Consider the following 23,939-nt stretch of genomic DNA (forward strand, 5'->3'; position numbering starts at 1 on the left):
GTCCGGTGCAAAGTTACGATCCACCGCGCCAAGCCCTTGCGATTGCCTCCGCAGCACTTGCCGGCAGCATTGATGCGGCAGGCTACCTCTCGGCAAACCGCTATTTCGTGTCGTTCATGTCGGGCAACACAACCAGGCTTGGCGTGGATCTCGCCACCACACCTGGATCGGCCATTATGCCGGTTTTGCTTATCGGGGGATTTGTAGCAGGGGTAGTGGGCGGCTCACTCGTATCCGCGCGTGCAGGCGATCAGCGCAAGTTTGCCGTGCTGGCGGCCGTGGCATTGCTGCTGGCGGGAGCGGCGCTGGCAAATCTTACTGGTTCAGGCAATGTAACACTTGCGCTGCTTGTCCTGGCCATGGGCGCGATAAACAATACCTTTCAGCGTGATGGCGGCGTTGCGGTTGGAGTGACATACATGACCGGTGCGCTGGTCCGCCTTGGCCAAGGGATCGCGGCACGGATATCCGGAACCGGCGGCGAAGGCTGGGTGCTATGGTTCTTCCTGTGGTTGGGGTTGGCATTGGGCGCTGTCGCCGGCGCCATGGCCTGGTTACGTTTTCCTGAACTGATGTTGTGGCTGGCAGCCCTGTGGGCCGGTGCACTGAGCATTGCTGCCCGGAGATTACCCCGCGCCTAGAGCTTTATCCTGATCAGCTTGTCGCGCCCAGTTGCGCGGCGCAACAAGTGGAAGCCGGGACGTCGGCTGGCAAAACTCAATTGCCGCCAACGCGCGTAATGCGGCGTTGGCTTTGAGTTTATCCAGCCCGGCGCAAACTTTGACCAACCGGCACCCCGGACTATTCCCGACCGCCTCCTTGTCAGTGCCCGGATCAATGCGCGGGGCGATCCGGCTCTGTTTGCCGATCAGCGTGTGCAGGGCGCCGGATAAGGGGAGTTCAGAACGAGGCCGCAACATTTGTCAGGCCGGTAATTGCCGCGGCATGATGCTGCCCGTTCTCGACGTAGTGCGCGGTACCCATACGCATGCCCATGATTGCCACATCATCAAGTTCGCGCATGAACCGCGCCGGACGTCCACCCCACAGCTGGCGCGGCTCCATCACTTTGCCTTCGGTAAGCATCGCTCCGGCAGCCAGCATGGCGTCGCTGCCGATCCGCGCCTTATTCATTACGATGGCACCCAGACCAACAAAGCCGCGATCCTCGATCACGCAACCGTGAATCATGGCCATGTGGCCGATGAGTACGTCTTCACCGATGATCGTCGGCGACCCGTCTGGATCCCCCGGACGCGGCGGATCGCAGTGAACTACGCTGCCGTCCTGCACATTACTTCGAGCGCCTATGACAATGCGGCTGACATCGGCGCGCAGAACGCAATTGTACCAGATGCTTACATCGGGGCCGATCTCGACATCGCCGATGATACGGCAGCCCGGCGCAATGAAAGCGCTCTGATGAATCCGCGGACTTTTGCCGTGGATTGGCAGCAGGGTCACGTCTGGTCGGTTCACTTGTTTGCTCCCAGTACGTTGCGCCATTCAACGTGTGACAGGATCGAGGCATGATCATCGGTCCATACTGTCTTGGCCGGCTTGCCCAGTTTTTCCCAGCTCTGTAATTTGGTGCCTGCTTGCAAGCCAGCGATTGCCTGGGGGTCGCGGCTCATCGCGATCCACAGCGACGGGCTGAACCCGGCGCTTGTATCGGGCACGTCGTTACGTTTAACCGCAAATAGGCCGCGTTTTTTCGCATCGGCAGCCAATACCGGCTCCAGATCGATGAAGCGGTTGGAAATATGTATCAGCATCATCCCCTTGGGTGAAAGCGCGCGTTCGTAAACGCCCAGCGCCTCGTCGGTCATAAGGTGCAAGGGGATGGCATCTGATGAAAAAGCATCGACTGCCAGCATGTCGAATGAAGCTGGGGCGATTCTGGCCAGTTCAAGCCGCGCGTCCCCGATCACCACGCGGGCTTCGGGAGCGCAGTCCTTGAGGTACGTAAAAGTTCGTTTAACGGAGTAAGCGAGTACTAGCGGGTCGATCTCGAAGAAAGTCCAGGCCTCGCCCGGGCGCTTGTAACAGGCCAGCGATCCGGCGCCGAGCCCGACCACTCCCAGACGCGCGCCGCTGCCGTACAGCGCCTGCGCTTGGCTAAAGGCAAGTCCTGCCCCGGACGTAGGGCCGTAATAGGACAGTGGCTGACGGATGAGAGCTGGATCAGTAGACTGGATGCCGTGGAGGGTTGTACCATGGGCCAGTGTGCGGACCTTTTCGGTCGGCCGCTCGCGCACGGTATAGATGCCGAAATAGCTGCGTTCTCGCATACCATTCAACGTTTCTTGGATTGTCAGCAGTCCGCCTTCGGCCAGCATCGCCCACATCGTAACGAGCAACACAAGCGGCCGCCACTGGCTGACTAGGAGGCCGCCCAGCGCCACCCCGGTCAACCACAGAGCGGCAACCGCGCGGTCCCCGTTGTCGAGCACAATCAAGGCGATCTGCCATGAGCAGAACAGCGCCAGGGCAAGCGCGGCCAGGCGCATCAGGTGATGCGAGGATTGATCAAGTCCCGGCAGCTTGCGCCAGTCGAACCGATCTGATGGCGGGATCAGCACGGCTGCGGCAAGGACCAGAATCGGATGTTCCCATGCCCAGTCGAAAGCCAACGGCGCAATCAGCGCTGTGAATAGTCCGCCCACCACGCCGCCAACTGACATGATCAGATAAAAAAAGGTGAGATGAGCGGCATTTGGCCGCTCATCGTATAGGCGCCCATGCAGCGCCACGCAGATGAGAAACAGTAGCGCGATCGAAGCGAACACCGGAAAGAGCGCACTCGATCCTTGTGAGACCATCGCCAGCGCCCCAGCAGTGAACAGCGACGGCCAGGCAAGCAGCGTCAGCAGTCGTGCCGCGCCGCGCCGTTCCGAAAAGGCGAAAACGAAACTGAGCAAATAGAGGCCCAGCGGGATCACCCATAACAGCGGCATGGCAAACAGATCGGTCGTCAGATGCGTGGTCGTCGATAGCATTAGCCCCGAAGGAACTGCGGCCAGGGCCAGCCACAGGGCAATCTTGCGCCGGGGCACAGGCGCGACATTGGCTTGCACATCTGGCACTGCGACTTGATCAACCGCGTCGCGGCGGGCCAGCGCGCACAACGCGATCAAACCGAACAACAGGCCATAACCAATACTCCACCCCCAGGCTTGCGCATGAAGCGACAGCAGCGGCTCGGCCAGCAAAGGGTAGGCGATCAATCCGGAAAAACTGCCCAGGTTGGACGCAGCATAGAGCGCCCAGGGTTCACCCGCCAACGGATTGGCGGCATACCAGCGCTGCATCAGAGGGGCCTGAGCGGACACCAGCAGAAACACAGGGCCGATCGACAAGCCAAGCAGGGCTGGAACCCAGATGGCCTCTAGGCCCGGCTTGGCGGGCGGTAGATCGATCAGCCCCACTGGCAGTGTCAGCGCGGCGATTGCGAACAGGATCAGGTGGATCTTCGCTTGGCGCGCCACGGGCATCCGCGCCAGCCGGTGGGCATAGAAATAGCCGCCCAGTAGCAATGCCTGGTAAACCAGCATTGCGCTGTTCCAAACGTTGGGCGCTCCGCCCAGCCGCGGCAAAGCCATTCGCGCAATCATCGGCTGAACCAGAAACAACAGAAAACTGCCGGTCAGGATCGTCAGAACGAACAAAGGCCGCGCGGCCTTTTGCGGTATAATGCTACCAGTCAATGGGTTGCTCCAGCCAGAATATGGTGATCGGATTGCGAAGGCCTTGCGCCAATGTCCATGTGCGCACCGCATTTAACTGTGACCGTGTTCGCAACAAAAACGCAATTACTGGAAACGTCATGACTGTTCCCATTCGGTTTTTGTCAGGCGATAGATAGTGGTCGGATTGTCCGCTGCGGGATATGCCGGGTCAGTATAATCATACTGCGGGCAACGGGTCAGGCCCAGCCGCGTCATCATTGCCGTCGAAGCGGCGTTTGAATCGCTGGTCTGTGCCCAGATAGTGCCAAGACCGCGCGCGGTGAAACCTTGAGCAATCGCAGCGCGCGCCGCTTCGCTGCCATAGCCGTACCGCCAGAATGCCTCTGCCAGCGACCAGCCGACCTGGACCTCATCCTGTAAATCCGCCGGCACGGATGATCCGGTGATCGAAGCAAGTCCGCATTTGCCGATAGGCTTCGCGGTTTCACGCAGCACCACCGTCCAGAAACCAGGACCATCCGCTGCCATAGCTGCTGCATTGGCCGCGAAACCCGGCTCAAGCGTTTCAGGCGCTTGAACGCCGCCCATGTGCCGCATCACCGCTGCGGTGTTGAGCCATTGTTGCTGCCAAAGAAGATCAGCCTCCACAGGCCGCCGTAGGATCAGCCGCGCTGTTTCCAGCTCTGCCTCAGCCACCCAGAAGTCTCGCCGCGTGGGCTGCGTGATACGTAAGCACGCCCGAACATCCCGCTCGCTTGAAGGCAAGCAGAGTCTCAAGCACCAGCGCATCGCGCTCGCCTACTCCAGCTTCAGCAGCAGCCTCGATCATCGCGTATTCGCCGCTTACCTGATAAGCAAAGACCGGTACTGCAAACGTGTCTTTTACCCGGCGGACAATGTCCAGATAGGGCAGGCCGGGCTTGACCATGACACTGTCAGCACCCTGGCCCAAATCCTGTTCGATCTCGCGAAGCGCCTCCTCGGTGTTCGCCGGGTCCATCTGGTAGGTTTTCTTGTCGCCCTTCAGCAGTCCGCTGCTGCCCACGGCATCGCGGAACGGCCCATAAAACGCGCTGGCATACTTGGCCGCATAGGCCATGATCTGGACATTGGCGTACCCTGTCCCTTCCAAGGCGTCGCGGATCGCTCCGATCCGGCCGTCCATCATGTCGCTTGGAGCGATGATATCCGCACCGGCCCGCGCCTGGTTGAGGCTTTGCCCGACGAGTACCTCGACCGTGGCATCATTTACGACGTAACCAGAGTTATCGACCAGTCCGTCTTGACCATGATCGGTATAGGGGTCGAGCGCGACATCGGTCAGAACTCCCAGCTCGTCGCCGCAGGCCTGCTTGACCGCCGCAATGGCGCGGCACATCAGGTTGTCGGGATTGAGTGCTTCCTTACCATCTGCGCTGCGCCGCTCCGCCTGCGTGTAGGGAAATAGTGCCACCACCGGTATGCCCAAGGCCACCGCTTCGCGCGCCCGGGCGACAATCCCGTCGACCGACCAGCGCGATACGCCGGGCAGCGATGCGATAGGCTGTTCCACCCCGGATCCATCAGTGATGAACAGCGGCCAGATCAGGTCGGCGGGAGTTACCATCGTTTCACGAAAAAGCGCGCGGCTCCACGCGGTGGATCGAGTGCGGCGCAGGCGCGTTGCGGGATACAATCCGGTCATTCGCGGACTTCTAGGCGGGACGGGTCGCGGCTTCAATCACCAAGGCGGTCGATTTCACGGCCTGCCGCAGTGCCGACCACAGCCTGACGGGGCGCAAGGCTGGCCATGGCCACACCTGCTGGGACTTGTTGCAACGCGCTGAGCCGCTTTTTGAAGGCGGCCAGTTCCGCTGCATCGACCTGATTGCTGACAGTAAAGCGTACAGACAACGGATTGACCGGCACACCGTTTTGATAAAGCTCATAATGAAGGTGGGGGCCGGTCGACAACCCGGTTGATCCGACATAGCCTATGACTTGGCCCGCACGGACGCGGGTTCCTGCCGCCACCGCGATGCGGCTCATGTGGCCGTAGCCAGTCGCATATCCGCCCCCGTGGTTCAGGCGCACGTAATTGCCGTGGCCGCCGTGCCAACCTGAAAAGTTTACCGTCGCATCACCCACAGCATATATCGCCGAGCCATAGGGTGCGCCGAAATCAACCCCAGCATGCATCCGGGTGTAGCCCAGAATCGGATGGCGGCGCGCGCCGAAGGTCGAAGTGATGTGCCCGACCACCGGCATCAGCAAACCCGTGCGCTGCGAGCCCATGCCCGATGCTTCAAAAAATTGGCCTTCGCCACCCCAGCGCAGCAGCTGTGCCTCTGGTTTGCCGCTGCGCTCGAGGCCCGCATAGAGTAGCTCGCCAACCTTGCTTTCGCCATTGGCAGAGCGGCGGTACGCGACGATCATATCGAATGTGTCGCCGGGCAACACTTCGGTATCAAGGCTGAGGTGCTGGTCAATCACCTGCAGGTATTGCTGGATCGCCTCAATCGGGGCGCCGGAAGCCCGGGCCGACCGGAAGATTCCGCTGCCCACGGTCCCACGAATACGCAGCGGGGTCGTGTCGACCCGGATCAGGTGCTGGGTCAGGATCAGGCCCGCCGGACTGCGCGACACTGACAGGTCCAGGTCAAAACGAGCGCGGAAGGCCAGCTTTTCAAGCGGGCGCGTACTAGCGCCATCGGCTGGCTGGCCCAGCGTAATATCGACCTGCGTGCCCGGCGCAAATGTCGATGGTGAGGCGACACCGGAAATCATCCGTTCGACTTGCGCCGCATCGCCGGCACCAAGGCCAGCGCGTTCGAGCATGCGGGAAAAGCTGTCGCCCTGGCCTAGCGTAGCGGTCAGTTGCACGGCGCGGCGCTGCGGCGCGCTGGCCAACGGAATAACCGCGCTGGTTGCGCCCATCCGGCGGCCACTGTCGCTGCCCAATGCCATAGGTTGAATCATCTGACTGCGGAACTCGTCCTGCGCCGCGGCATCGATTGCCATGGCTGGTGCCGAGCGCAAGGTGTTGTCCGCCGGCGCCATGGCAATCGCCAGCGTGCTGATCGCCGCCAATGTCGACAGGCCCCGAAACCACCGCGCGCTTCCGATGTCATCAGCCAGATCGACAGCCCAATCCGACTTAGCCAAGATGGTGCCAAGCTGCGCATGGCGGGCCTTTAGCTGCATCAGCCTGTTGCCCGGATCGGGCCGTGATGACGTGCCAAAACCTGCCGGAGAGCGCAGCGCCACGGCAGCAGCGCGCGGGGCGCCGTAATCATCTTGCGCCAGTTCGCGCGACCTGAACACCAGTTACCCCCGGGACACCTTGTGAAATCCGCTGCAATTCTGCACCGGGGATAGTTAATTCTTGGCTAAATCGCTGATGGCTGCAGAGCTGGGGATCGCCGCGGCAGCAAGCCTTGATAGGCAAGCGCGCCGATGCCATCTAACTCTCACAATGGCCACGCCTTTTGCCCGCGCCAAGCCCCGCGTCACCGACAGCCGCATCAAGGCAGTGCTGGGCCCTACCAATACCGGCAAGACCCACTTGGCGATTGAACGGCTCTGCGCCCATTCATCGGGTGCAATTGGATTTCCGCTGCGGCTGCTGGCGCGCGAGGTGTACGACCGGGTCTGCACGATTAAGGGCGCCGACAAGGTTGCGCTGATCACAGGCGAGGAACGGATAGAGCCGAAGAACGCCCGTTGGCTGCTGTGCACTGCCGAGGCGATGCCGGTTAACGCCGACCTTTCGTTTGTCGCGCTGGATGAAGCGCAGCTGGGGGCAGACCGGGAACGCGGGCACATCTTTACAGACCGGCTGCTTCACGCACGCGGCCGCGACGAAACCATGATCCTGGGTTCGGCCACGATCGAGCCCTTGGTCCGTGCGCTCATTCCCGAAGCCGAAATCGTCAGCCGCCCGCGGTTTTCTACTCTGCGCCACAGCGGCGCGCGCAAGCTCAGCCGGATCCCGCCACGTAGCGCAATCGTCGCCTTTTCGGCCGAACAGGTCTATGCCGTGGCCGAAATGCTACGCCGGTTTCGCGGCGGCGCAGCGGTGGTGATGGGCGCGCTGTCGCCAGAGACTCGCAATCGCCAGGTCGCACTCTACCAGGCCGGCGAAGTCGATTACCTTGTCGCGACCGATGCTATCGGCATGGGTCTGAACCTCGACATTGACCACGTCGCCTTCGCCGGCTTGTCAAAGTTCGACGGTGTGCGGCAGCGCCGCCTGATTCCGACCGAGATGGCCCAGATTGCCGGTCGCGCGGGGCGTCATCAGCGCGATGGCACTTTCGGCACCCTGGCCGGAACCGGCGGCCACGATGCCGAGTTCTCGGCCGAGGAGGTCTATGCGATCGAAGAACATCGCTTTACCCCGTTGACCCGACTTTTCTGGCGCGAATCCGAGCCGCGTAACAGCAGTCTGGCCGTGCTGATCGCTGACCTGGAAGCCCGTCCGGATCTAGCTGAATTGGCTGCTGCACCCGAAACGATCGATCTTGCCGTGCTAAAGCGGCTGGCAGAGGATCCGGATGTTGCCTCAACTGTTCGCGGATCTGCGGCCGTGCGGCGTTTTTGGGAGGTGTGCTCACTACCTGATTTCCGCCAGGCGGGAATCGACACTCATTCACGCTTTGTTGCGCGGCTATGGCAAGATTTGCGCGGTGGTTGTCTGGGCGGCGACTACATGGCGCGGGCGATTGCAGAATTGGACCGCCCCACCGGCGATATCGACACGCTGCAAATGCGTATCGCCGCCATCCGCTCGTGGTCTTACATCGCTCAGCGGCCCGATTGGGTGCTGGCCCGCGATGAAATGGCGGGCCGCGCCCGTGCCGCTGAGGCGCGGCTGTCCGATGCGCTTCACGAACGCCTGACTGAACGCTTCGTCAATCGACGCACCAGCGTCCTGTTGAAAAGGCTCGGCTCTGACGCGGGTTTGCTGCCGGTGACGGTCACCGATGATCAGGTGTTGGTCGACGGCGAGCATATCGGCCGCTTGGCTGGATTCCGGTTTCGCGTCGATCCGCAGACACGCCTGGCCGACCGAAAATTGCTGCTCGCCGCGGCCGAGCGCCACTTGCCCAAGGCGCTTGATCATCGCGCTGGCGAGTTACTGGCCGCGATGGAAGGTGAGCAATCCGGATTGATACTTCGCAATTCGCAGATCCTTTGGGATGGTGAGCCAATTGCACGCCTTCGGCCGGGGCGATCAGTGCTAACGCCTGAAATGGTTCCGGACGAATCGCTGGCCGCTCTGTCCCTGCCTGTGCGTAGCGCGGTTGAAGCAGCCCTGACCGGATGGCTGACAAGCGCGTTCGCGGCCTTGAGACCGCTGCATTGGTTGCAGACGGGCTCCACCCAAGGTTCAGCCGGCCCTGAGCTTCGTGCGCTGCTGATTCGTCTGGTTGAAAGCGGCGGGATGCTTGAGCGGACCGGATCCGGGCTTGATCAACTCGACAAGCTCCAGCGCGATCGTCTGCGCAGTCTGGGGCTTGTGGTGGGCGCGCTTGACCTGTTTGTTCCAGCAATGCTCAAGTACCAAGCATTGTTGGCATGGCGTGCGGTGTCAGCTATTAGCGGTAATATAATACCTGCGATCATTCCAGGAATGCCGCCCGTTGTTGTCATTACGGGCAAATCAGCTACGCCAGCAGGCTACCGGCGATTGGGCAAGCAGGCGATCCGGTTCGATGTGGCGGAAAAACTGCTGCGCGCGGCCCATGCAGCACGCGTTGCAGCCAGCGGCAGGGCTTTCGTAATTGATCCCGCTATGGCGATTTCAACCGGGCTGTCGACTTTGACGTATGCGCAGTTGCTACGGTTCGGCGGTTTCATCGCCAGTGTTCCTCGACCCCTTGACGCGAAAGCTTACGGACCACCGAGGCCGCCGCAATGGCGTTGGCGGCCCGTGCGGCGCGCGCCGATCGTTGCGGCGGTGCGCGCAGTGACAGCGGGTGGCGCCTTCGCAGCACTGGCAGATCTGGTTCGCTGACAAAATGCGGATCGACAAACTCCTGTGGTTCTTGCGCTTGTCAAAGACCCGAGGTGCGGCCCAGGCCATGGTCGGAGGCGGTCATATCCGGCTGAATGGAAAGCGCGTTGAACGCAGCGCGCAGAATGTGTCCGTGGGGGATGTTCTGGTGATTCCTCTGGCCCGCAAGGTGGCAATAATTGAGCTTATCAATCTGCCCGATCGCCGCGGTCCCAGCGAAGAAGCGCATTCGTGCTACCGCGTGCTTGACGTGGGAGCCGCAAATCCCATAGCAGTCGCTGAAACCACGCCTGAGGGGATTGAATTGCCATGACCTATGTCGTTACCGACGCCTGCATCAAGTGCAAGTACATGGACTGCGTCGAGGTCTGCCCGGTCGATTGCTTCTACGAGGGCGAGAATATGCTGGTTATCAACCCCAGCGAATGCATCGACTGCGGTGTTTGCGAACCGGAATGCCCGGCCGAAGCGATTTTGCCCGACACTGAAAGCGGGCTGGAACAATGGCTCGAACTTAATGCGAAATATTCTGCAGAATGGCCCAACCTGACCACAAAAAAGGATTCGCCTGCGGACGCCGACGAGTTCAAGGGTAAGGACGGCAAGTTTGAAGCATACTTCTCGGCCGAACCCGGCGAAGGCGATTGATTGGCACAGCGCGGCAGAATTTTGCCGCGAATCGGTATGTCACATGCAACTGATCGTGGATTGATGTTGATTTGAAATCCGAGAGACAGCCCGGTTTCACGCGCTCTGGCAATATTGTTACGGATATGTTATATAATCCGTGACTGCCGGAACCGATTGGTTCTGCGCGCAGCCTGAAATCATGAAAGGCAGGACGGTTTTAGCGGTTGATGGGAACATCGGGCCGGGTCGCAATCTCCTACCCGTTTACCAGTGCATCCCCCGTTTACGGGCGTTTTGGCGCCTTCGTTCTGTGAGTGAAAGGACGATACATGGTGATCAAGGCGCACGCCTTCGATGTTGGTGATTACGTTGTTTATCCCAAGCACGGTGTTGGCCGGGTGATTGAACTGCAAGAGCAGGAAATCGCCGGCATGAAGCTGGAATTGTATGTACTGCGTTTCGAAAAAGAACGCATGACCCTGCGCGTTCCAACCAATAAGGTTGAGGCGATCGGCATGCGCAAACTGTCTTCGGACAAGACTCTGCGCGAAGCCCTTGATACGCTGAAAGGCAAACCCAAGGTCAAGCGCACCATGTGGTCTCGCCGCGCCCAGGAATACGAAGCGAAAATAAATTCGGGCGATCTGGTTTCGATTGCCGAAGTGACCCGCGACCTGTTCCGCGCCGATGATCAGCCCGAACAATCCTATTCCGAACGCCAGATTTTCGAAGCCGCATCTTCGCGACTCGCTCGCGAACTGGCAGCAATGGAAAAGACTGACGAACCGGCAGCGCTCAAAAAGATCCTTGCGATCCTGAATGAACACGCTCCAAAATATTATGCGGAAGCAGCCACCGCCTGACGGGCGTGGTTTCACGAATCACCGAGGAAGGGCCGTTTCGGAAGGAACGGCCCTTTTTCATTGCAAGGTATTGCAGCAGCCCCTCTACAGTATTATAACAATAATACACACAGTGGAGGTGGCGATGAATTTCAAGCATCTTTCAAGGGCCTTTGCCCCGATCGTCTGTATTGCCCTTGCAGCTGCATTGGCCGGCTGTGATGGCAAGACGTCATTCAAGATCAACGGCGAAGACGGCAAGAAGCTGGCCGATCTTGACCTGTCAGGCTTGGCCCCGGAAGAAGTGGTGTTGGCAGGCCCCGATGAAGTCCAGATTTCACAAGGCGAAAAGCTGGCCATAACAGTAGGCGGCGATGCCGAAGCGGCCGCAAAGATACGCTTTACCCTCAAGGATGGAACCTTGGGTATTATGCGCGATGGCAAACTTTTCGAAAAGGACGACATGAAAGTCGCGGTGGTCCACGTCACGATGCCCCCTCCCAAGGAAATGGTGCTGGCCGGTTCGGGCAAGATTGTGGCCGCCGCGCTTGCTGCTGACTCTAAAGTTACGGTGGCAGGCTCTGGAACTGTTGAAACCACAAGCGTCGGGGATGAAAGCCTCGACCTCAACATTGCCGGATCGGGAAGCTTCCGCGGAGCTGGAAACACCAAAAAGCTCGACATAACCGTGGCCGGCAGCGGATCGGCCGACATGGCCCCTCTCAAAACCGAACGAGCCAAGGTCACAGTAGCGGGATCAGGCGATGCGACATTCTCCTCTGATGGAGAAGTCGACGCCTCTATCATGGGTTCCGGTTCGGTCACTGTAAAAGGACGCGCGCGCTGCAAAGTCTCGTCGATGGGTTCGGGTAGCCTGATCTGCGAAGGACCGGTGGAACCGAAGGCATCGGAAAAAACAACAAAACCGCCGGCCGCGCCCACTGCACCGCTAACGCCGCAATAAGCGCTGTTCACCGCCGAGCAACCCGACCCGTGCTTCATCGCCATCCTGCTCATTGAAGGTGGTCTAAATGAAACACGGGGTCCGGGTTTTTGGCGCGTTGGCGCTGGTCGCCACACTTGGCGGGTGCATCGCCCGCACCGCCATGGATGTTGTGACGGCACCAGTAAAAGTGGTCAGCAGGAGCGTTGACCTTGTCACAACCAGCCAATCCGAGTCGGACGAAAAGCGCGGGCGCGATTTGCGCAGGCGTGAAGAGCAGTTGGGCAAGCTTGAACGCCAGCAACGTCGCGAAGTGCAGCGCTGCGAGCAAGGAGACGCCGAAGCATGCCAAAAGGCTGAAGCGATGGCCCGCGACATCGAGTTGCTGCTGCCATCGGTCCCAGCCACGATGCGCTGATCACGCTGCGGCGCGGCGCAGACGGTCTTTGATCGCGGCCCCTATCCCGCGTTCCGGAATCGGAGCCACGGCAATGCGAGGTTCTATCGCCGCAGCGGCGCGGTGCAGGCATGCATAAAGCCGGGAAGCTGCCTCGGCCAAGTCGCCGCCGGTGGAAAGGTTGACCATACCGGCAACGGGGCCGAAGCCGATAAAAAACTCGTCACTGGCGGCGTTTATGGCATTGAGGCGTATCGGCTTGCCCGGCGAATAGTGGCTTGCCAACTGTCCCGGCGCTTCAATTCCAGCTGAGGCTGCTTCTTGTTCATCCTCGCCAAGAATGGCAGCGATTTGCGCAACAGCGATCGGTCCGGGCCGAAGGATCTGCCAGCCGCCCCCTTCTCGAAGTGCCACTATGGTGCTTTCTATACCGGCGGCGCAGGCGCCTCCATCAAGAATCAACGACACCTTGTCGCCCAGTGAAGCAGCTACATGGGCGGCGTGGGTTGGACTGACCGCGCCGCTGCGATTGGCAGAGGGCGCAGCAAGGGCTAGTGCGCTGTCCAGCAGAACACGGCGCATAACGGGATGAGAAGGACAGCGAATCGCCACGGTACTGAGCCCGGCGGTGACGGCCGGGCTAATCGGTGCTTCTTTTTGCAGCGGCAAAACCAAAGTCAAAGGCCCGGGCCAAAATGCGTCAGCAAGACCGCGGACACGGTCATCCAGCCGTGCGATCGTCGCGGCATGTTCAATAGTCCCGACATGGACGATCAAGGGGTTGAAATCGGGCCGCCCCTTGGCCCGGTAAATTGCCGCTACGGCTTCGGCGCAGTCTGCACGGGCGGCAAGTCCGTAAACGGTCTCGGTCGGCAGCGCGACCAGCTGGCCGCCTTGCAACGTGTTAACGGCTGCCGCAATTCCAGCTGCATCGGGAGCGCGGATCTGGCTGTTGTGATGCTTGCCCGACATGGCCCCGCGCTATAGGCGATAAGAACAATTGCCAAGCTAAAGCCGAAAGACTGCCGATGGATTACGTTGCACCAACTTCCGACCAGATCCTGGCGATATCCGTCAATGCGGGCATTGCCGAAATTGCCGCGCACGAACCCTTCGCCGCCGCTAGCCCCGACATGGTCGAAGCCATCGTAGAAGGGATCGGCCAATTCGCGGCTGGGGAATTCGCCCCGCTTAACCGCAAGGGCGATGTCGAGGGGGCAAAGCTGGCCGACCAAACCGTTACCCTGCCAGAAGGCTTTGCGAAGGCCTACCATGCCTATGTCGAACAAGGCTGGAACGCGATCGCCGGGCCGCCAGAGCATGGCGGCCAAGGGCTACCTTTTTCACTTGCTACAAGCGTTATCGAAAACCTTGGTAGCGCCAACATGGCTTTTACACTGCTCCCGTTGTTGACTGTCGGCGCGATTGAGGCGCTGCAGCATCACGGCAGCCAGGGCCAGAAAGCGCATTACCTGCCCAAGCTGATCAGCGGCGAATGGTCCGGCACGATGAACCTGACCGAACCGCAGGCCGGCTCCGACGTCGGCGCGCTGCGCACCACAGCGACACCGCGCGGCGATGGCACCTGGTCGATCAAGGGGACCAAGATATATATCACGTGGGGCGAACACGACCTGACCGAAAACATTGTCCATCTGGTCCTTGCCCGAACACCCGGCGCGCCTGCTGGCAGCCGGGGAATCAGTCTGTTCGTGGTCCCCAAATTCTTGGTTGAAGCAGACGGATCTGTGGGCGCGCGCAACGACCTTCGTTGCGCCGGAATAGAACATAAGCTGGGGATCATGGCCAGCCCGACCTGCGTGATGACCTTCGGTGACGATGACGCCTGTGTGGGCGAACTTGTCGGCAACGAAAATGAAGGCCTGAAGGCAATGTTCACGATGATGAACAGCGCCCGTATCAATGTGGGCAACCAGGGCGTGCAGATTGCTGAACGCGCCTTGCAGCAGGCCAGCCGGTATGCCCGCGACCGGATCCAGTCGGCGCGCGCCGGATCAGCCGACAAGAACCCGGTGGCAATCATCGAGCATCCTGACGTACGGCGGATGCTGTTGCGGATGCGCGCGTTGACTGAAGGCGCTCGTGCGCTGCTGTACTACACGGCCGGACTGGTGGATCGCGGCGCGCTGGGCATTTCCGGGGCACAGGCCCGTGCTGATTGCCTGGTTCCGCTCATCAAGGCCTGGGGTACCGACATCGGGTGCGAAGTCGCCAGCATCGGGGTCCAGATCCACGGCGGGATGGGGTTTGTTGAAGAAACGGGTGCTGCCCAGCATTACCGTGATGCACGGATTGCACCGATCTACGAAGGGACCAACGGCATTCAGGCCGCTGATCTTGTCACCCGCAAGCTTGGCTACGAGGGAGGCGCGGTCTTGACGTCGCTGCTGGCAGAGGCTGCCCGCGATGCCGCCGGCTATCCTGTGTTGCAAAGCCTGGCCCAGGACTGCATCGCAATTGCCGGATGGATGAGCACCGACGCCTCGCTCGACGATCGGCTGGCGGGAAGCACGGCGTTCTGCACCATGTGCGCAGTGGCCATCGGGGGCGCCCAGCTGGCCCGGCAGGCCGCAGCCTTGGTGGGTCAAGAGACCGTGAAAGCTAAGGCCAAGTCTGTCGTCACGCGCTATTTTGCGCAAACCATCGCAGCAGAGGCGATGGGGCTGAAGGCGGCTGCGACTGCTGGGGCTGGCTTGCTTTACGAACTCGATAGCGCAGTGTTGGCAGGATGAGCGATCAGGGCGACCCCCTGGCTCGCATCGCCGATGCGCTGGAACGGCTGTGCCCGTCGGCTGCCATCCATGAAGACTGGCTAGCTTCGCCGGCTTATGTCTGGAACGGTGCGCCGCGGCCAGTCGCCCGCCTGATCGCCCCGCCGCTGGAACTGCTCATGGGCATCGATAACCAGAAAGCGGCGGTTACCGCCAATGTTACCCGGCTGGCGAATGGCTTTGCGGCACATGACATGCTGCTGTGGGGATCGCGCGGGATGGGCAAATCGGCACTGCTGCGCGCCGGTGTTGCCGCGGCCCAGTCCAGGGCGCCTGGCAAGCTGGCATTAGTGCAGGTCACGCCCGATGCCCTGACCCGGCTCAGCAGCCTTTTTGGCATCCTTGGGGCCGTGGATCGGCGGTTTCTTGTTTTCATTGATGACTTGGGATTTGAAGACGGTGACAGCGCCGGCCCGCGCGCGCTGCGTTCGTGGCTGGAAGGCGGTATCGAAGCGCGGCCCGCCAACGTAAGATTGGCCGTCACATCCAACCGCCGCGCTATTGTGTCCCGGCATTTGTCCGAACAGGATGATCCGGTTAATCCGCGCGACGCTGTCGATGACCGGTTGGCGCTGGCGGACCGATTCGGTTTGTCGATCGGCTTTCATGCCTGCAGCCAAGACGATTACCTGGCGATTGTTGCCGGCTACTGCGCGGCCCACTCGCTTGCCTGGGACCACGGCGAGGCGCTGGAATGGGCCAAGCGCCGCGGTGCGCGATCGGGCCGGATCGCCTGGCAGTTCGTGACCGAACTGGCCGGACGCGCCGGGATTGTGCTTTGACGGCAGCTGTTACTGCCTGACCTTTTCATCAGGGCGGAATCCGGCGCTATACTGCGCATTGGGATCGCCCTTAAGATCGCGCTGCGGCGGCATTCTAGCGGTCACGACCGGCTTGATTGGACCGGCCGGAGCGGCAGTAGGTGAAAGCACCCGCCAGATTATTCCGCCGGTATCGTCACTGACCAGCAGAGCACCATCGCGCGCAAACGATACCCAGGTAGGACGGCCACGCGTTTCCTTTTTGCCCGTGACCAAGAAGCCCGACAGCAAAGAAATCGGAAGTCCCTGCGGATTCCCGTTCGCGTCAAACTTGACAAATACCACGTCATATCCAGAAATCGGCTTGCGGTTCCAAGAACCATGCCGGGCGATCACCGCGCCGTTGGCAAAGTTCGAACCCAGCTTTTCGCCCCCGCGCACAAATACCAGGCCAAGGGGCGCCACGTGCGCACCTAATGCGTATTCCGGTTTGCGCACATAGTCGTCGAAGAACTCGGGCGGTGCCGATTTGACCCGGTCGTCGTCGTGCGTCTTGTAGTAGACCCACGGCCAGCCATAATGCGCCCCCACAGGGACATTAGTCAGGTAATCAGGAACCAGATCCGGGCCCAACTGGTCACGTTCGTTGACCACCGTCCACAGCTCGCCCGAAGCGGGGTTGAAGTCCATTCCATTCGGGTTGCGCAACCCTTGCGCAAACTGGCGGGGATAACCGGATTTGAGGTTAAGTTCCCAGATCGCGGCGCGGCCCTTTTCGATTTCGAGACCATTTTCAGCAATATTGCTGGCTGATCCCACCGCAACATAAAGCCGCTCGCCATCGTTGCTAAGGAGCAAGTTGCGCATCCAGTGATTGCCTGCGGCAGGCAGGTCCATCAGTTTCTTGGGTGTTGCACCAAGTGTCGTTTCGCCCAGCTTGTAGGGAAATGCCAACACTGCATCGTGATTGGCCACGTAAAGCGTATCATTGCGCCAGGCGAGGCCTGATGGGGAAGCAAGTCCGTTGCCCTGGCGAAGTGCGAACTTGCCTTCGGCTTTGCCATCGCCGTCTGCATCGCGCAGCAACACCAGCGTATCAGGCGAACCCTTGTTTGCCCCGGCCTGTTGCATCATCATTTTCATGATCCAGCCCTTGATACCGCCTCCGGTATTTGCAGGCGGTGCATCGGCTTCCGATACAAGAACATCGCCATTAGGCAGAGTCAGCATAACGCGGGGATGATCAAGCCCCTCAGCGAAGCGCGAAACCGCCAAACCGGGCGCTGCCACCGGCGCTTCGCTGGCTTTCCATCCGACCGGTTTGGCAATCCCTACCGATGGTATTTTCTCTGGTTTGGGTTCGACCAGTTGCGGATCGCGTCCAGACAGCTGATCCAGTGTCTTTTCTGCCGGCGTTCCTCGGAAGAGATAGAGTGCGAAACCACCGATGACGAGAAGAAATACCCCTAGGGCAACGAGAAGCTTGCGTTTGGTCGACATGTGCAACGAAGTAGGCGCATCACGGCTAGGCGGCAAGGCGTGTGTGAGATAGTATAACGCGCATGCATGCTTTTTTTCCAGGTGCTGCCCAGCCAAAGGCCGAACTGTACCGAGACCTGGTGCTAGCCGCGCGCGCGTTAGTTGCAGACGAACCGGACGCGGTTGCCAACATGGCCAATGTTGCGGCCATCGTCTGGCAATTCGTTGATCGGCTTAACTGGGCCGGATTTTACCGCGTAGTCGATGGCGGGTTGGTGCTCGGGCCATTTCAAGGGAAGGCAGCCTGCATTCGCATTCCCTTTGGTCAGGGCGTGTGCGGCACATCGGCAGCCAGCGCAGCAACCCTGCTGGTACCCGATGTTCACGCATTTCCGGGCCACATCGCTTGTGACGCGGAAAGCCGAAGTGAGCTGGTCGTTCCAGTCATCCGCCGCGGCGAAGTAATCGCCGTCATCGATCTCGACAGTCCGGAAGCCGGGCGCTTTGATGCTGAAGACGCCGCTGGAATAGAGGCACTTGCGCGGGAAATCGCCGACGCAATCTGACGTCTTGGCGTTGCACCAGATCGGGACAGCGGCAAGACAGATCGGAACCGAGCCTTGGATTCATTTGGTTAGTGATGGTAACTTACACGTTAACACCGGAATCGCCCGGTGAATGCAGGGGGTTGCCATGCCATTCCGTTTGTCATCTCACCGGATCAGCCTGATGCTGGGGTTTGTCGCGGTCACAGCGATCGCCGCCCCGGCCCAGGCACAGATGGTTGCGCCGCCGCCTGTGGGCGCCGGCTATGCACCGCAGTATGACCAAGCCGCCTGGGAAGACCAGCGCGCTGCCTGGCTGGATGAATGCCGCGCTAACCACCGAGGTGGGCGCAAGGGCAAGACAATTGGCGGCGCCTTGGTCGGCGGCGTGGTCGGCGGGTTGGTCGGTAATGCCGTTGCTGGCCGGGGTGACAAGACGCTGGGCACAATCGCCGGAGCCGCCGTCGGCGCCGCGGCAGGCGGCGCGCTGGGTTCTGGGGCAGACCGCCGCGATGAGCGCCGGTCAATCGATTACTGCGAAAGCTATCTCGAACGCCACACCGCGTCTGGCTATGGCCAGCCAGGTTATGGCTATACCTATGCGTATCAGCCAATGACGGTGATGGTTCCGGTGATGATCGCCCAGGCACAGCCAATCGCCGCCTCCTCGCAGCCCCGGACGCGCGAGTGCACGGAAACACAAGTGATCGAGGAATGGGTGCCTGTGGGGCCGCGCAAGCGTTACATTCCGCCCCGTCCGCGTCCGTTGCCCGACAAACGCATCAGGCTTGCGCCGGACAAACGGATACCTGTCAACTGACAGCCCCGGGGCGAATTGAACGCTGCTAGAGCGAGCGGCCAATCAGCTCTTTCATGATTTCGCTGGTGCCGCCAAAGATCCGGGTCACCCGCGCGCCGCGCCACTGCTTGGCAATCGGGTATTCGTTCATGAAGCCCGCGCCGCCATGCAGCTGCAGGCACTTGTCGACCACTTCGCCTTGCAGTTCGGTGTGCCACAATTTGGCGCCAGATGCCTCGACAGGGGTCAGCTCGTGCTTGATGTGGCGGGCGATGCACCAGTCCAGATGCGCCCAGCCAACCTGAAGTTTGGCCTTAAGATCGGCCAGAATGAACCGTGTATTCTGAAAATCGAGCACCGGCTTGCCGAATGCCTTGCGATCGCGGGTAAACTCCACCGTCATATCAAAGGCACGCTGCGCTGCGGTTTGCGCCGATATGGCAATGCCTAGGCGTTCCTGTGGCAGTTCGCTCATCAGATAAATGAAGCCTTTGCCTTCTTCTCCCAGACAATTGGTGATCGGCACCCGGACATCCTCGAAAAACATTTCCGATGTGTCAGCTGCATCAAGACCCACTTTATCGAGATTACGGCCGCGCTTGAATCCTTCGCGATTAGCTTCAACCAGAACGATGGACACGCCTTTCCATGCCGGCTGCACGTCGGTATCGGTCTTGGCGCAAACCAGAATCAGATCGGCGTTCTGGCCATTGGTGATATAGGTCTTGGATCCGTTGATCACGTAGTGGTTGCCGTCCTTGCGCGCGGTGGTGCGCAGTGCCTGCAGATCCGATCCGGTGCCCGGTTCGGTCATGGCAATCGCGGTTACAATCTCGCCACTGACCATCTTGGGAAGCCAGGTCTGTTTCTGCTCATCCGAGCCGTACTGGATAATGTAGTTGGCAACGATATCGGACTGCAGTGAAAAGCCGGTGGCAACGTCCGTTCCATAGCCGATCTCTTCATCGATTATCGCGTTGTAACCAAAGTCGAGGCCCAGGCCTCCATAAGCTTCGGGCACAGTCGGGCAGAGCAGGCCCAGTTCGCCAGCTTTCGGCCAGACGTCTTTCGGCACGATCCCGTCTTCATCCCATTTGGCGGCATGCGGCTCAAGCTGCTCGGCAACAAAGCGCCGCACGGTTGAGCGGAAGGCTTCGTGATCTTCGGAATAGCAAGTGCGCGAAAGCGTATCGAGCGTCATGGTCAACCTCATCAGCGGAGTGGTTGCCCCAACGATTAGGCGCGGCGTAGAATGATCGCAACTGGATTTAATCGATCGCTTAAAGATAGCCGAAGTTGCGCGGCGCAACTTGATCAGCGCCGCCCTGCACCCTTCCCCCGACCTGGGACAGCAGGACGATTGGGATTGTTCGGGCTGCGCGCGGCAAACTCCGCCTTGATCTCGATCCGGCAGGCCACCACCGCAATTTCATCCGTCGCAGCAACGGCAATCGGCTTTATACTCGCCACACAATGCGAACCGCCGTCCAGGATCTGATCAAGCTGGGTATCGCCGCCTTCCGCGTTGAAATCCACAAGACCGTCAAATCCGACCATCATTTGGTCTCCTGAAGGTTGCGCCAGCAAGATGGTGCCGACCGGCAGGTTAACGCCGGTGGGCCCGGTGATGCGAACCTGACGCGGAGCAAAGCGGATGACGTCGAGCGACACCAAGCCGATCGCGCGCCGCGGAACCAGGACGCGGCGATGGGTGTCGCGGGCTAGTGCATTCACCGGCAGCTTGTCGGGATCGATATCGAAGCTGAGCGGAACCTGCGGTGTTATATTTTCAACAAGCAGCAGGCCGCCTTTCTTGGTCACCCCGGCAGCGCGGTTTTCGCGTAGTACCGTGACCCCGGCGACTTTGCCTGTACGGACAAGGGCGTAGCTACCGCCGGTCTGGTTGCGGGCAAACACCGAACCGCCGGCCATCAATAGCGTGCCTCGGGCATTGAGGCGCATACCATACCGGCCGGCAACGCGCTCAGCCTGGGCTTCGACCCGGGTAAAGGTACTGCGGTAGGTGGCAGCGGCCGAAATCCGGGTTGAAGCGCCGGTGCTGCCTTCGAAGGCGTATCCGAGCCGCTGCTGCTCCGTCGCGTGGCGATAGTAGCCGGCGTTGACGCTGACTGGCATCCCTGTTCCACTGCTGGCAGATCCTTGCGCCGAGCGCCCTCCACCAAATTGGAACGACAGTCCGGCCCAGGCCGATACCGAACGCGTCAGGCCATTGCGCATCCCGACTGAGCTGTAAAAATCGACTTTTTTACTGATGCGCGTGCGAAACGCTGCGTTTGCAAAGGTGACGCGGGGCTCAAGCGACGGATAGCGCGAATCGAAATGACGCTCCTGTCGTCCTGCCGAAAGCTGAAGCTGGGTCATGTTCTTAAGGTTGAACGAGATTTGCCCCAAAAACTCACGCGGGGACAAAGGGTCGCCCAGTTTCGCCGCAACATCACGATAGCCGGTGCTTGGAAACGATGCCGAAACCCGCGCAGATATTGTCCGTCCAACGGATTCGAGCGCCAAATTGACAAGCGCGCCCGCCTTGCCTGTGGAATGCTCCGAGCTGGCACGCGCTTCAACCGTGGCGAGCGCGATCCCGCCAAGCGCTAGATCACCCCGGGCGCCCATGTTGATGAGCCCCGGGGTCCATTCGCTGGTCCCTTCAACCGTAAACCGCGAGCTGACGCCGCGGCGATAATAAATGCTGGCGGCAAGGGGTCCGTAGTCACTGCTGCGGACCCCATAGCGTCGTCGCACGACGCCCGCGTTGATGGCATATTCGCGCAAACGTGGCGCCAGCAATGACCGCGACATATAAAACCGGGCGTTCTGGATGACTTCGCGGCCCAGCGAATCGCGGATCACTACTGCGACTTCACCCCTGCCAGCGTTTGATGGAACGTTGCGGACCGTGAACTCGCCGGGTTGGACGTCACCCAAGGAATAGCGCTGGTCGCCGCTAATCAGCTCTACGCCGGTCGGAACCGACACCTGGCCCGTAAATGCGGGTAGCGGAACGGTGACCAGATCAGGGCGCAAGGAATAATCCGAAGCGATCTGCACACCGCCGAGCCGCAATGCACGCTGGTTCTGGCCGCCTGCTGAGATGAAATCGCCAGCCGTTGCCGTTATTCCCGGCTTGGGCAGAAGCACTTGCACCTGCGAATCGAGCCTGGTCAGTGCGCGTGATCCAGGCTGGGGGTCGGTATTATATTGAAACGATGACAAGGCGGCAAAGTTGCCCCGGACTACCGATGCTTCGAGGAACGCGGCAGCGCCAGTCCGCCCCTGCGCCGCCGTTGCCGTCATGTCATAGTCTATCCGGAAGGCGGTGAGCGGAGTACTGGTGCCATCCAGCCGTGCTGTAATGCCCATATCTATGAGATTTTTGCCGTCGCTCTTGCGAAGCAGCTGAATGTCGAGCCGCTGCTTGAGCGAATCGAAACTCCATTTGGCAATTTTGATTGATGACAGAGGTATTTGCCCGCTGGCATCGGCTGGAATTGGCAGACCTGCTGCTTTTGCACTTTCGGCGCTGATCGTCAGGACACCGTTGGCCCAGGAAAGATCGACCAGCCGCGCACGAGTTTCCCCGTCTATCGCGATTTCCGACAAGCCGGGCCCGCTTTGCGCCGCCACGCTCTGGGCGGTTACGCCTGTGGGGAGGGCGAACGGATCCGTCTGCGCGTGGGCGGATTGTCCGCCCAGGGCCGTGCCAAGCGCGGCAGCCAGCGCAAGGAGCCGCTCACCCGCAGTTTGGCGAAACCTGCGCATTGACGGCCTGGCCATCGATCTGGGTAGAGATCGTTAGAGGACCCTGCGGGCATGATCCGGTGAGTGTCCACTGTATCGTCGAACCGCCCAGCACATAACGCAAGGCGTTGCGCTCAACGGAAACTGACAGCCCGCTTGCAGACTTGATCTGAATACCCAGGATGCGCGCAGTCTGGCCGCCACTGTTCGCAAGTTCGATGCGGTTGCCGGCGAGTCTCCAGTTCAAGGCGGCAGGAGCTGCCTTGTCGCGATCAAGGAACACCGGAACGGTGAAACGCAGGCGCGCTTCGGCCTCGCCGCTTTGCACCAGGGCCGGATCGGGTAGCTGGTCTACCGCCAACCGAAAGTGTTTTTCGCCTTGAGAAGCACCGGTGGTGCGGATCAGCCGGACAATCTGCGTTGCACCAGGAGCAATCGAAATGATCGATGGCGATACGGTTAGCGCGCCGGACGGTGCAAAGCGATCTTCGCCGCCTTCCTGCGACCAGGCGAATAGCCGGGTCTGGACGGGCAGCGGGCGATTTGATGTATTGGTCAGCATGACCGTTGCCCCGGTCTTTGCAGCATCAAGCTCGATCCGCAGCGGGGCAATATTAAGCCGAGCGCCGCGGTCCGCGTTTTGCGGGGCCGCGGCGACAATAGGCTCTTCAGCACGGGCCGCCGTAAGCAGCCCGAAGGAGAGGAACGATCCGCCTGCCGTTATCAGGGCAAACTTGCTGAGGACAGCGACATTGCGGATCATTCAGGTCTCCATAATGCTTAGAAGTTCACCGTCACAGTGACGGTATCGGTGTACGAACCAGCCGGTACCGACGTAGCGGTCGACGGGATCCGGCCAAAGGCGGTCAGCGTGGCAAGGCCTGTGGCGCTTGAACCGACAACGGTGTCGGTGCCAGAGGTGTTGCCCCAGCTCAGACCGCGTGCGGAATCGCGGTACACGCCGTACGGAATCTTTTTCGTCGCGTCGGTCGTGTTCTGAAGGTTGCGCTGGCTACCCGCTGCATGGGTGCCAAAGTCCATGGACACGTCATAGCTTGCACCGATGGTGCAGATGAGGTCGACGTTCGAAGTGGTATCGACGTTCACGCCGCCAACTGAAGTCAGCGTGCCAAACGCCATCGGCGTTGCCGACACGGTGCACGAATTTACAACGTTAACCGAAACCGGCATCTGGTTGCTGGCCGAAGCGGCAAGAGCCGGAGTGGCAGCGACAGCAGCAATGGCTGCGAACCCGAAAGCAATTTTACGCATGGTGTATTCCCCTGATCATTGGCAATCTCTGCC

The 23,939-nt window shown here is 60.5% G+C and carries 22 protein-coding genes; 11 read left to right on the top strand and 11 right to left on the bottom strand.

Going from position 1 to position 23,939, the window contains the following annotated elements:
- The first annotated feature begins 5 nt into the window (after positions 1 to 5).
- Positions 6 to 641: a DUF1275 family protein gene (locus tag Q0L62_RS01100; RefSeq protein ID WP_296675212.1), complete on the top strand. Its 636-nt coding sequence runs from the start codon at positions 6 to 8 to the stop codon at positions 639 to 641.
- A gap of 259 nt (positions 642 to 900) precedes the next feature.
- On the opposite strand, the gene Q0L62_RS01105 is transcribed toward Q0L62_RS01100, so the two are convergent.
- The 5 genes from Q0L62_RS01105 to Q0L62_RS01125 all read right to left on the bottom strand — a co-directional run bounded on the left by Q0L62_RS01105 (position 901) and on the right by Q0L62_RS01125 (position 6,992).
- Complete coding sequence (locus Q0L62_RS01105; protein ID WP_296675215.1) at positions 901 to 1,479, bottom strand: gamma carbonic anhydrase family protein; 579 nt, start codon at positions 1,477 to 1,479, stop codon at positions 901 to 903.
- Entirely contained in the window at positions 1,476 to 3,707 is a 2,232-nt protein-coding gene (locus tag Q0L62_RS01110) for a spermidine synthase (RefSeq protein ID WP_296675216.1), read from the bottom strand. The genes Q0L62_RS01105 and Q0L62_RS01110 overlap by 4 nt, the downstream gene beginning before the upstream one ends.
- 117 nt (positions 3,708 to 3,824) lie before the next feature.
- The gene (locus tag Q0L62_RS01115) at positions 3,825 to 4,385 is read right to left on the bottom strand and encodes a GNAT family N-acetyltransferase (RefSeq protein ID WP_296675219.1); all 561 of its coding nucleotides are present in this window, start codon (positions 4,383 to 4,385) and stop codon (positions 3,825 to 3,827) included.
- Complete coding sequence (gene hemB / locus Q0L62_RS01120; RefSeq protein WP_296675220.1) at positions 4,378 to 5,373, bottom strand: porphobilinogen synthase; 996 nt, start codon at positions 5,371 to 5,373, stop codon at positions 4,378 to 4,380. The genes Q0L62_RS01115 and hemB overlap by 8 nt, the downstream gene beginning before the upstream one ends.
- 32 nt (positions 5,374 to 5,405) lie before the next feature.
- Positions 5,406 to 6,992, bottom strand: coding sequence for a M23 family metallopeptidase (locus Q0L62_RS01125; RefSeq protein ID WP_296675223.1), 1,587 nt, complete (start codon positions 6,990 to 6,992; stop codon positions 5,406 to 5,408).
- Positions 6,993 to 7,143: 151 nt separating this feature from the next.
- Here Q0L62_RS01125 and Q0L62_RS01130 point away from each other — a divergent pair, with 151 nt between their 5' ends.
- From Q0L62_RS01130 to Q0L62_RS01155, 6 genes are all read left to right on the top strand, one after another.
- Positions 7,144 to 9,687 (top strand): helicase-related protein, encoded by a 2,544-nt coding sequence (locus Q0L62_RS01130; RefSeq protein ID WP_296675224.1) that lies wholly within the window; start codon positions 7,144 to 7,146, stop codon positions 9,685 to 9,687.
- Between the two features lie 4 nt (positions 9,688 to 9,691).
- Positions 9,692 to 10,000 (top strand): S4 domain-containing protein, encoded by a 309-nt coding sequence (locus Q0L62_RS01135; protein WP_296675227.1) that lies wholly within the window; start codon positions 9,692 to 9,694, stop codon positions 9,998 to 10,000.
- On the top strand, positions 9,997 to 10,335 hold the full coding sequence (gene fdxA, locus Q0L62_RS01140; protein ID WP_296675228.1) for a ferredoxin FdxA: 339 nt from the start codon (positions 9,997 to 9,999) through the stop codon (positions 10,333 to 10,335). The genes Q0L62_RS01135 and fdxA overlap by 4 nt, the downstream gene beginning before the upstream one ends.
- Before the next feature lie 311 nt (positions 10,336 to 10,646).
- Positions 10,647 to 11,180, top strand: a complete 534-nt coding sequence (locus Q0L62_RS01145; RefSeq protein WP_296675231.1) for a CarD family transcriptional regulator — start codon at positions 10,647 to 10,649, stop codon at positions 11,178 to 11,180.
- Between the two features lie 124 nt (positions 11,181 to 11,304).
- Complete coding sequence (locus Q0L62_RS01150; RefSeq protein WP_296675233.1) at positions 11,305 to 12,123, top strand: head GIN domain-containing protein; 819 nt, start codon at positions 11,305 to 11,307, stop codon at positions 12,121 to 12,123.
- 67 nt (positions 12,124 to 12,190) lie between these two features.
- Positions 12,191 to 12,520 carry a hypothetical protein gene (locus Q0L62_RS01155; protein WP_296675235.1) on the top strand — a complete coding sequence of 110 codons (330 nt, stop codon included), beginning with the start codon at positions 12,191 to 12,193 and terminating at the stop codon, positions 12,518 to 12,520.
- On the opposite strand, the gene Q0L62_RS01160 is transcribed toward Q0L62_RS01155, so the two are convergent.
- Positions 12,521 to 13,471, bottom strand: coding sequence for an L-threonylcarbamoyladenylate synthase (locus tag Q0L62_RS01160; protein WP_296675237.1), 951 nt, complete (start codon positions 13,469 to 13,471; stop codon positions 12,521 to 12,523). It lies immediately after the preceding gene.
- A gap of 56 nt (positions 13,472 to 13,527) precedes the next feature.
- Here Q0L62_RS01160 and Q0L62_RS01165 point away from each other — a divergent pair, with 56 nt between their 5' ends.
- Both Q0L62_RS01165 and Q0L62_RS01170 read left to right on the top strand, forming a co-directional pair.
- Positions 13,528 to 15,252, top strand: a complete 1,725-nt coding sequence (locus Q0L62_RS01165) for an acyl-CoA dehydrogenase family protein (protein WP_296675239.1) — start codon at positions 13,528 to 13,530, stop codon at positions 15,250 to 15,252.
- Positions 15,249 to 16,073: an ATP-binding protein gene (locus Q0L62_RS01170; protein WP_296675241.1), complete on the top strand. Its 825-nt coding sequence runs from the start codon at positions 15,249 to 15,251 to the stop codon at positions 16,071 to 16,073. Before Q0L62_RS01165 ends, Q0L62_RS01170 begins: the two co-directional genes overlap by 4 nt.
- Before the next feature lie 9 nt (positions 16,074 to 16,082).
- Here the strand turns inward: Q0L62_RS01170 and Q0L62_RS01175 are convergent, their stop codons facing one another.
- Positions 16,083 to 17,552: a sorbosone dehydrogenase family protein gene (locus Q0L62_RS01175; protein WP_296675243.1), complete on the bottom strand. Its 1,470-nt coding sequence runs from the start codon at positions 17,550 to 17,552 to the stop codon at positions 16,083 to 16,085.
- 62 nt (positions 17,553 to 17,614) lie between these two features.
- Between Q0L62_RS01175 and Q0L62_RS01180 the strand changes: the two genes are divergently transcribed.
- Together Q0L62_RS01180 and Q0L62_RS01185 are read left to right on the top strand one after the other, a co-directional pair.
- Positions 17,615 to 18,097, top strand: a complete 483-nt coding sequence (locus Q0L62_RS01180; RefSeq protein ID WP_296675246.1) for a GAF domain-containing protein — start codon at positions 17,615 to 17,617, stop codon at positions 18,095 to 18,097.
- 127 nt (positions 18,098 to 18,224) lie between these two features.
- Entirely contained in the window at positions 18,225 to 18,896 is a 672-nt protein-coding gene (locus Q0L62_RS01185) for a glycine zipper 2TM domain-containing protein (protein WP_296675247.1), read from the top strand.
- 25 nt (positions 18,897 to 18,921) lie between these two features.
- On the opposite strand, the gene Q0L62_RS01190 is transcribed toward Q0L62_RS01185, so the two are convergent.
- From Q0L62_RS01190 to Q0L62_RS01205, 4 genes are all read right to left on the bottom strand, one after another.
- Complete coding sequence (locus Q0L62_RS01190; protein WP_296675250.1) at positions 18,922 to 20,076, bottom strand: acyl-CoA dehydrogenase family protein; 1,155 nt, start codon at positions 20,074 to 20,076, stop codon at positions 18,922 to 18,924.
- Positions 20,077 to 20,189: 113 nt separating this feature from the next.
- The gene (locus tag Q0L62_RS01195; protein WP_296675253.1) at positions 20,190 to 22,655 is read right to left on the bottom strand and encodes a fimbria/pilus outer membrane usher protein; all 2,466 of its coding nucleotides are present in this window, start codon (positions 22,653 to 22,655) and stop codon (positions 20,190 to 20,192) included.
- The gene (locus tag Q0L62_RS01200; RefSeq protein ID WP_296675256.1) at positions 22,627 to 23,397 is read right to left on the bottom strand and encodes a molecular chaperone; all 771 of its coding nucleotides are present in this window, start codon (positions 23,395 to 23,397) and stop codon (positions 22,627 to 22,629) included. The genes Q0L62_RS01195 and Q0L62_RS01200 overlap by 29 nt, the downstream gene beginning before the upstream one ends.
- 17 nt (positions 23,398 to 23,414) lie before the next feature.
- Positions 23,415 to 23,906: a spore coat U domain-containing protein gene (locus Q0L62_RS01205; protein WP_296675258.1), complete on the bottom strand. Its 492-nt coding sequence runs from the start codon at positions 23,904 to 23,906 to the stop codon at positions 23,415 to 23,417.
- Between the last annotated feature and the right edge of the window lie 33 nt (positions 23,907 to 23,939).

The sequence above is a fragment of the Novosphingobium sp. genome (assembly GCF_024642085.1).
In the GTDB taxonomy this organism is placed as follows: domain Bacteria; phylum Pseudomonadota; class Alphaproteobacteria; order Sphingomonadales; family Sphingomonadaceae; genus Novosphingobium.

What these genes read in the sequence shown, in the direction of transcription:
- Q0L62_RS01205 (WP_296675258.1), bottom strand. Translation starts at nt 23,906, where the DNA reads ATGCGTAAAATTGCTTTCGGGTTCGCAGCCATTGCTGCTGTCGCTGCC.
- Q0L62_RS01175 (WP_296675243.1), bottom strand. Translation starts at nt 17,552, where the DNA reads ATGTCGACCAAACGCAAGCTTCTCGTTGCCCTAGGGGTATTTCTTCTC.
- Q0L62_RS01150 (WP_296675233.1), top strand. Translation starts at nt 11,305, where the DNA reads ATGAATTTCAAGCATCTTTCAAGGGCCTTTGCCCCGATCGTCTGTATT.
- Q0L62_RS01200 (WP_296675256.1), bottom strand. Translation starts at nt 23,397, where the DNA reads ATGATCCGCAATGTCGCTGTCCTCAGCAAGTTTGCCCTGATAACGGCA.
- Q0L62_RS01145 (WP_296675231.1), top strand. Translation starts at nt 10,647, where the DNA reads ATGGTGATCAAGGCGCACGCCTTCGATGTTGGTGATTACGTTGTTTAT.
- hemB (WP_296675220.1), bottom strand. Translation starts at nt 5,373, where the DNA reads ATGACCGGATTGTATCCCGCAACGCGCCTGCGCCGCACTCGATCCACC.
- Q0L62_RS01155 (WP_296675235.1), top strand. Translation starts at nt 12,191, where the DNA reads ATGAAACACGGGGTCCGGGTTTTTGGCGCGTTGGCGCTGGTCGCCACA.
- Q0L62_RS01130 (WP_296675224.1), top strand. Translation starts at nt 7,144, where the DNA reads ATGGCCACGCCTTTTGCCCGCGCCAAGCCCCGCGTCACCGACAGCCGC.
- Q0L62_RS01160 (WP_296675237.1), bottom strand. Translation starts at nt 13,471, where the DNA reads ATGTCGGGCAAGCATCACAACAGCCAGATCCGCGCTCCCGATGCAGCT.
- Q0L62_RS01165 (WP_296675239.1), top strand. Translation starts at nt 13,528, where the DNA reads ATGGATTACGTTGCACCAACTTCCGACCAGATCCTGGCGATATCCGTC.
- Q0L62_RS01185 (WP_296675247.1), top strand. Translation starts at nt 18,225, where the DNA reads ATGCCATTCCGTTTGTCATCTCACCGGATCAGCCTGATGCTGGGGTTT.
- Q0L62_RS01195 (WP_296675253.1), bottom strand. Translation starts at nt 22,655, where the DNA reads ATGCGCAGGTTTCGCCAAACTGCGGGTGAGCGGCTCCTTGCGCTGGCT.
- Q0L62_RS01180 (WP_296675246.1), top strand. Translation starts at nt 17,615, where the DNA reads ATGCATGCTTTTTTTCCAGGTGCTGCCCAGCCAAAGGCCGAACTGTAC.
- Q0L62_RS01190 (WP_296675250.1), bottom strand. Translation starts at nt 20,076, where the DNA reads ATGACGCTCGATACGCTTTCGCGCACTTGCTATTCCGAAGATCACGAA.
- Q0L62_RS01135 (WP_296675227.1), top strand. Translation starts at nt 9,692, where the DNA reads ATGCGGATCGACAAACTCCTGTGGTTCTTGCGCTTGTCAAAGACCCGA.
- fdxA (WP_296675228.1), top strand. Translation starts at nt 9,997, where the DNA reads ATGACCTATGTCGTTACCGACGCCTGCATCAAGTGCAAGTACATGGAC.
- Q0L62_RS01170 (WP_296675241.1), top strand. Translation starts at nt 15,249, where the DNA reads ATGAGCGATCAGGGCGACCCCCTGGCTCGCATCGCCGATGCGCTGGAA.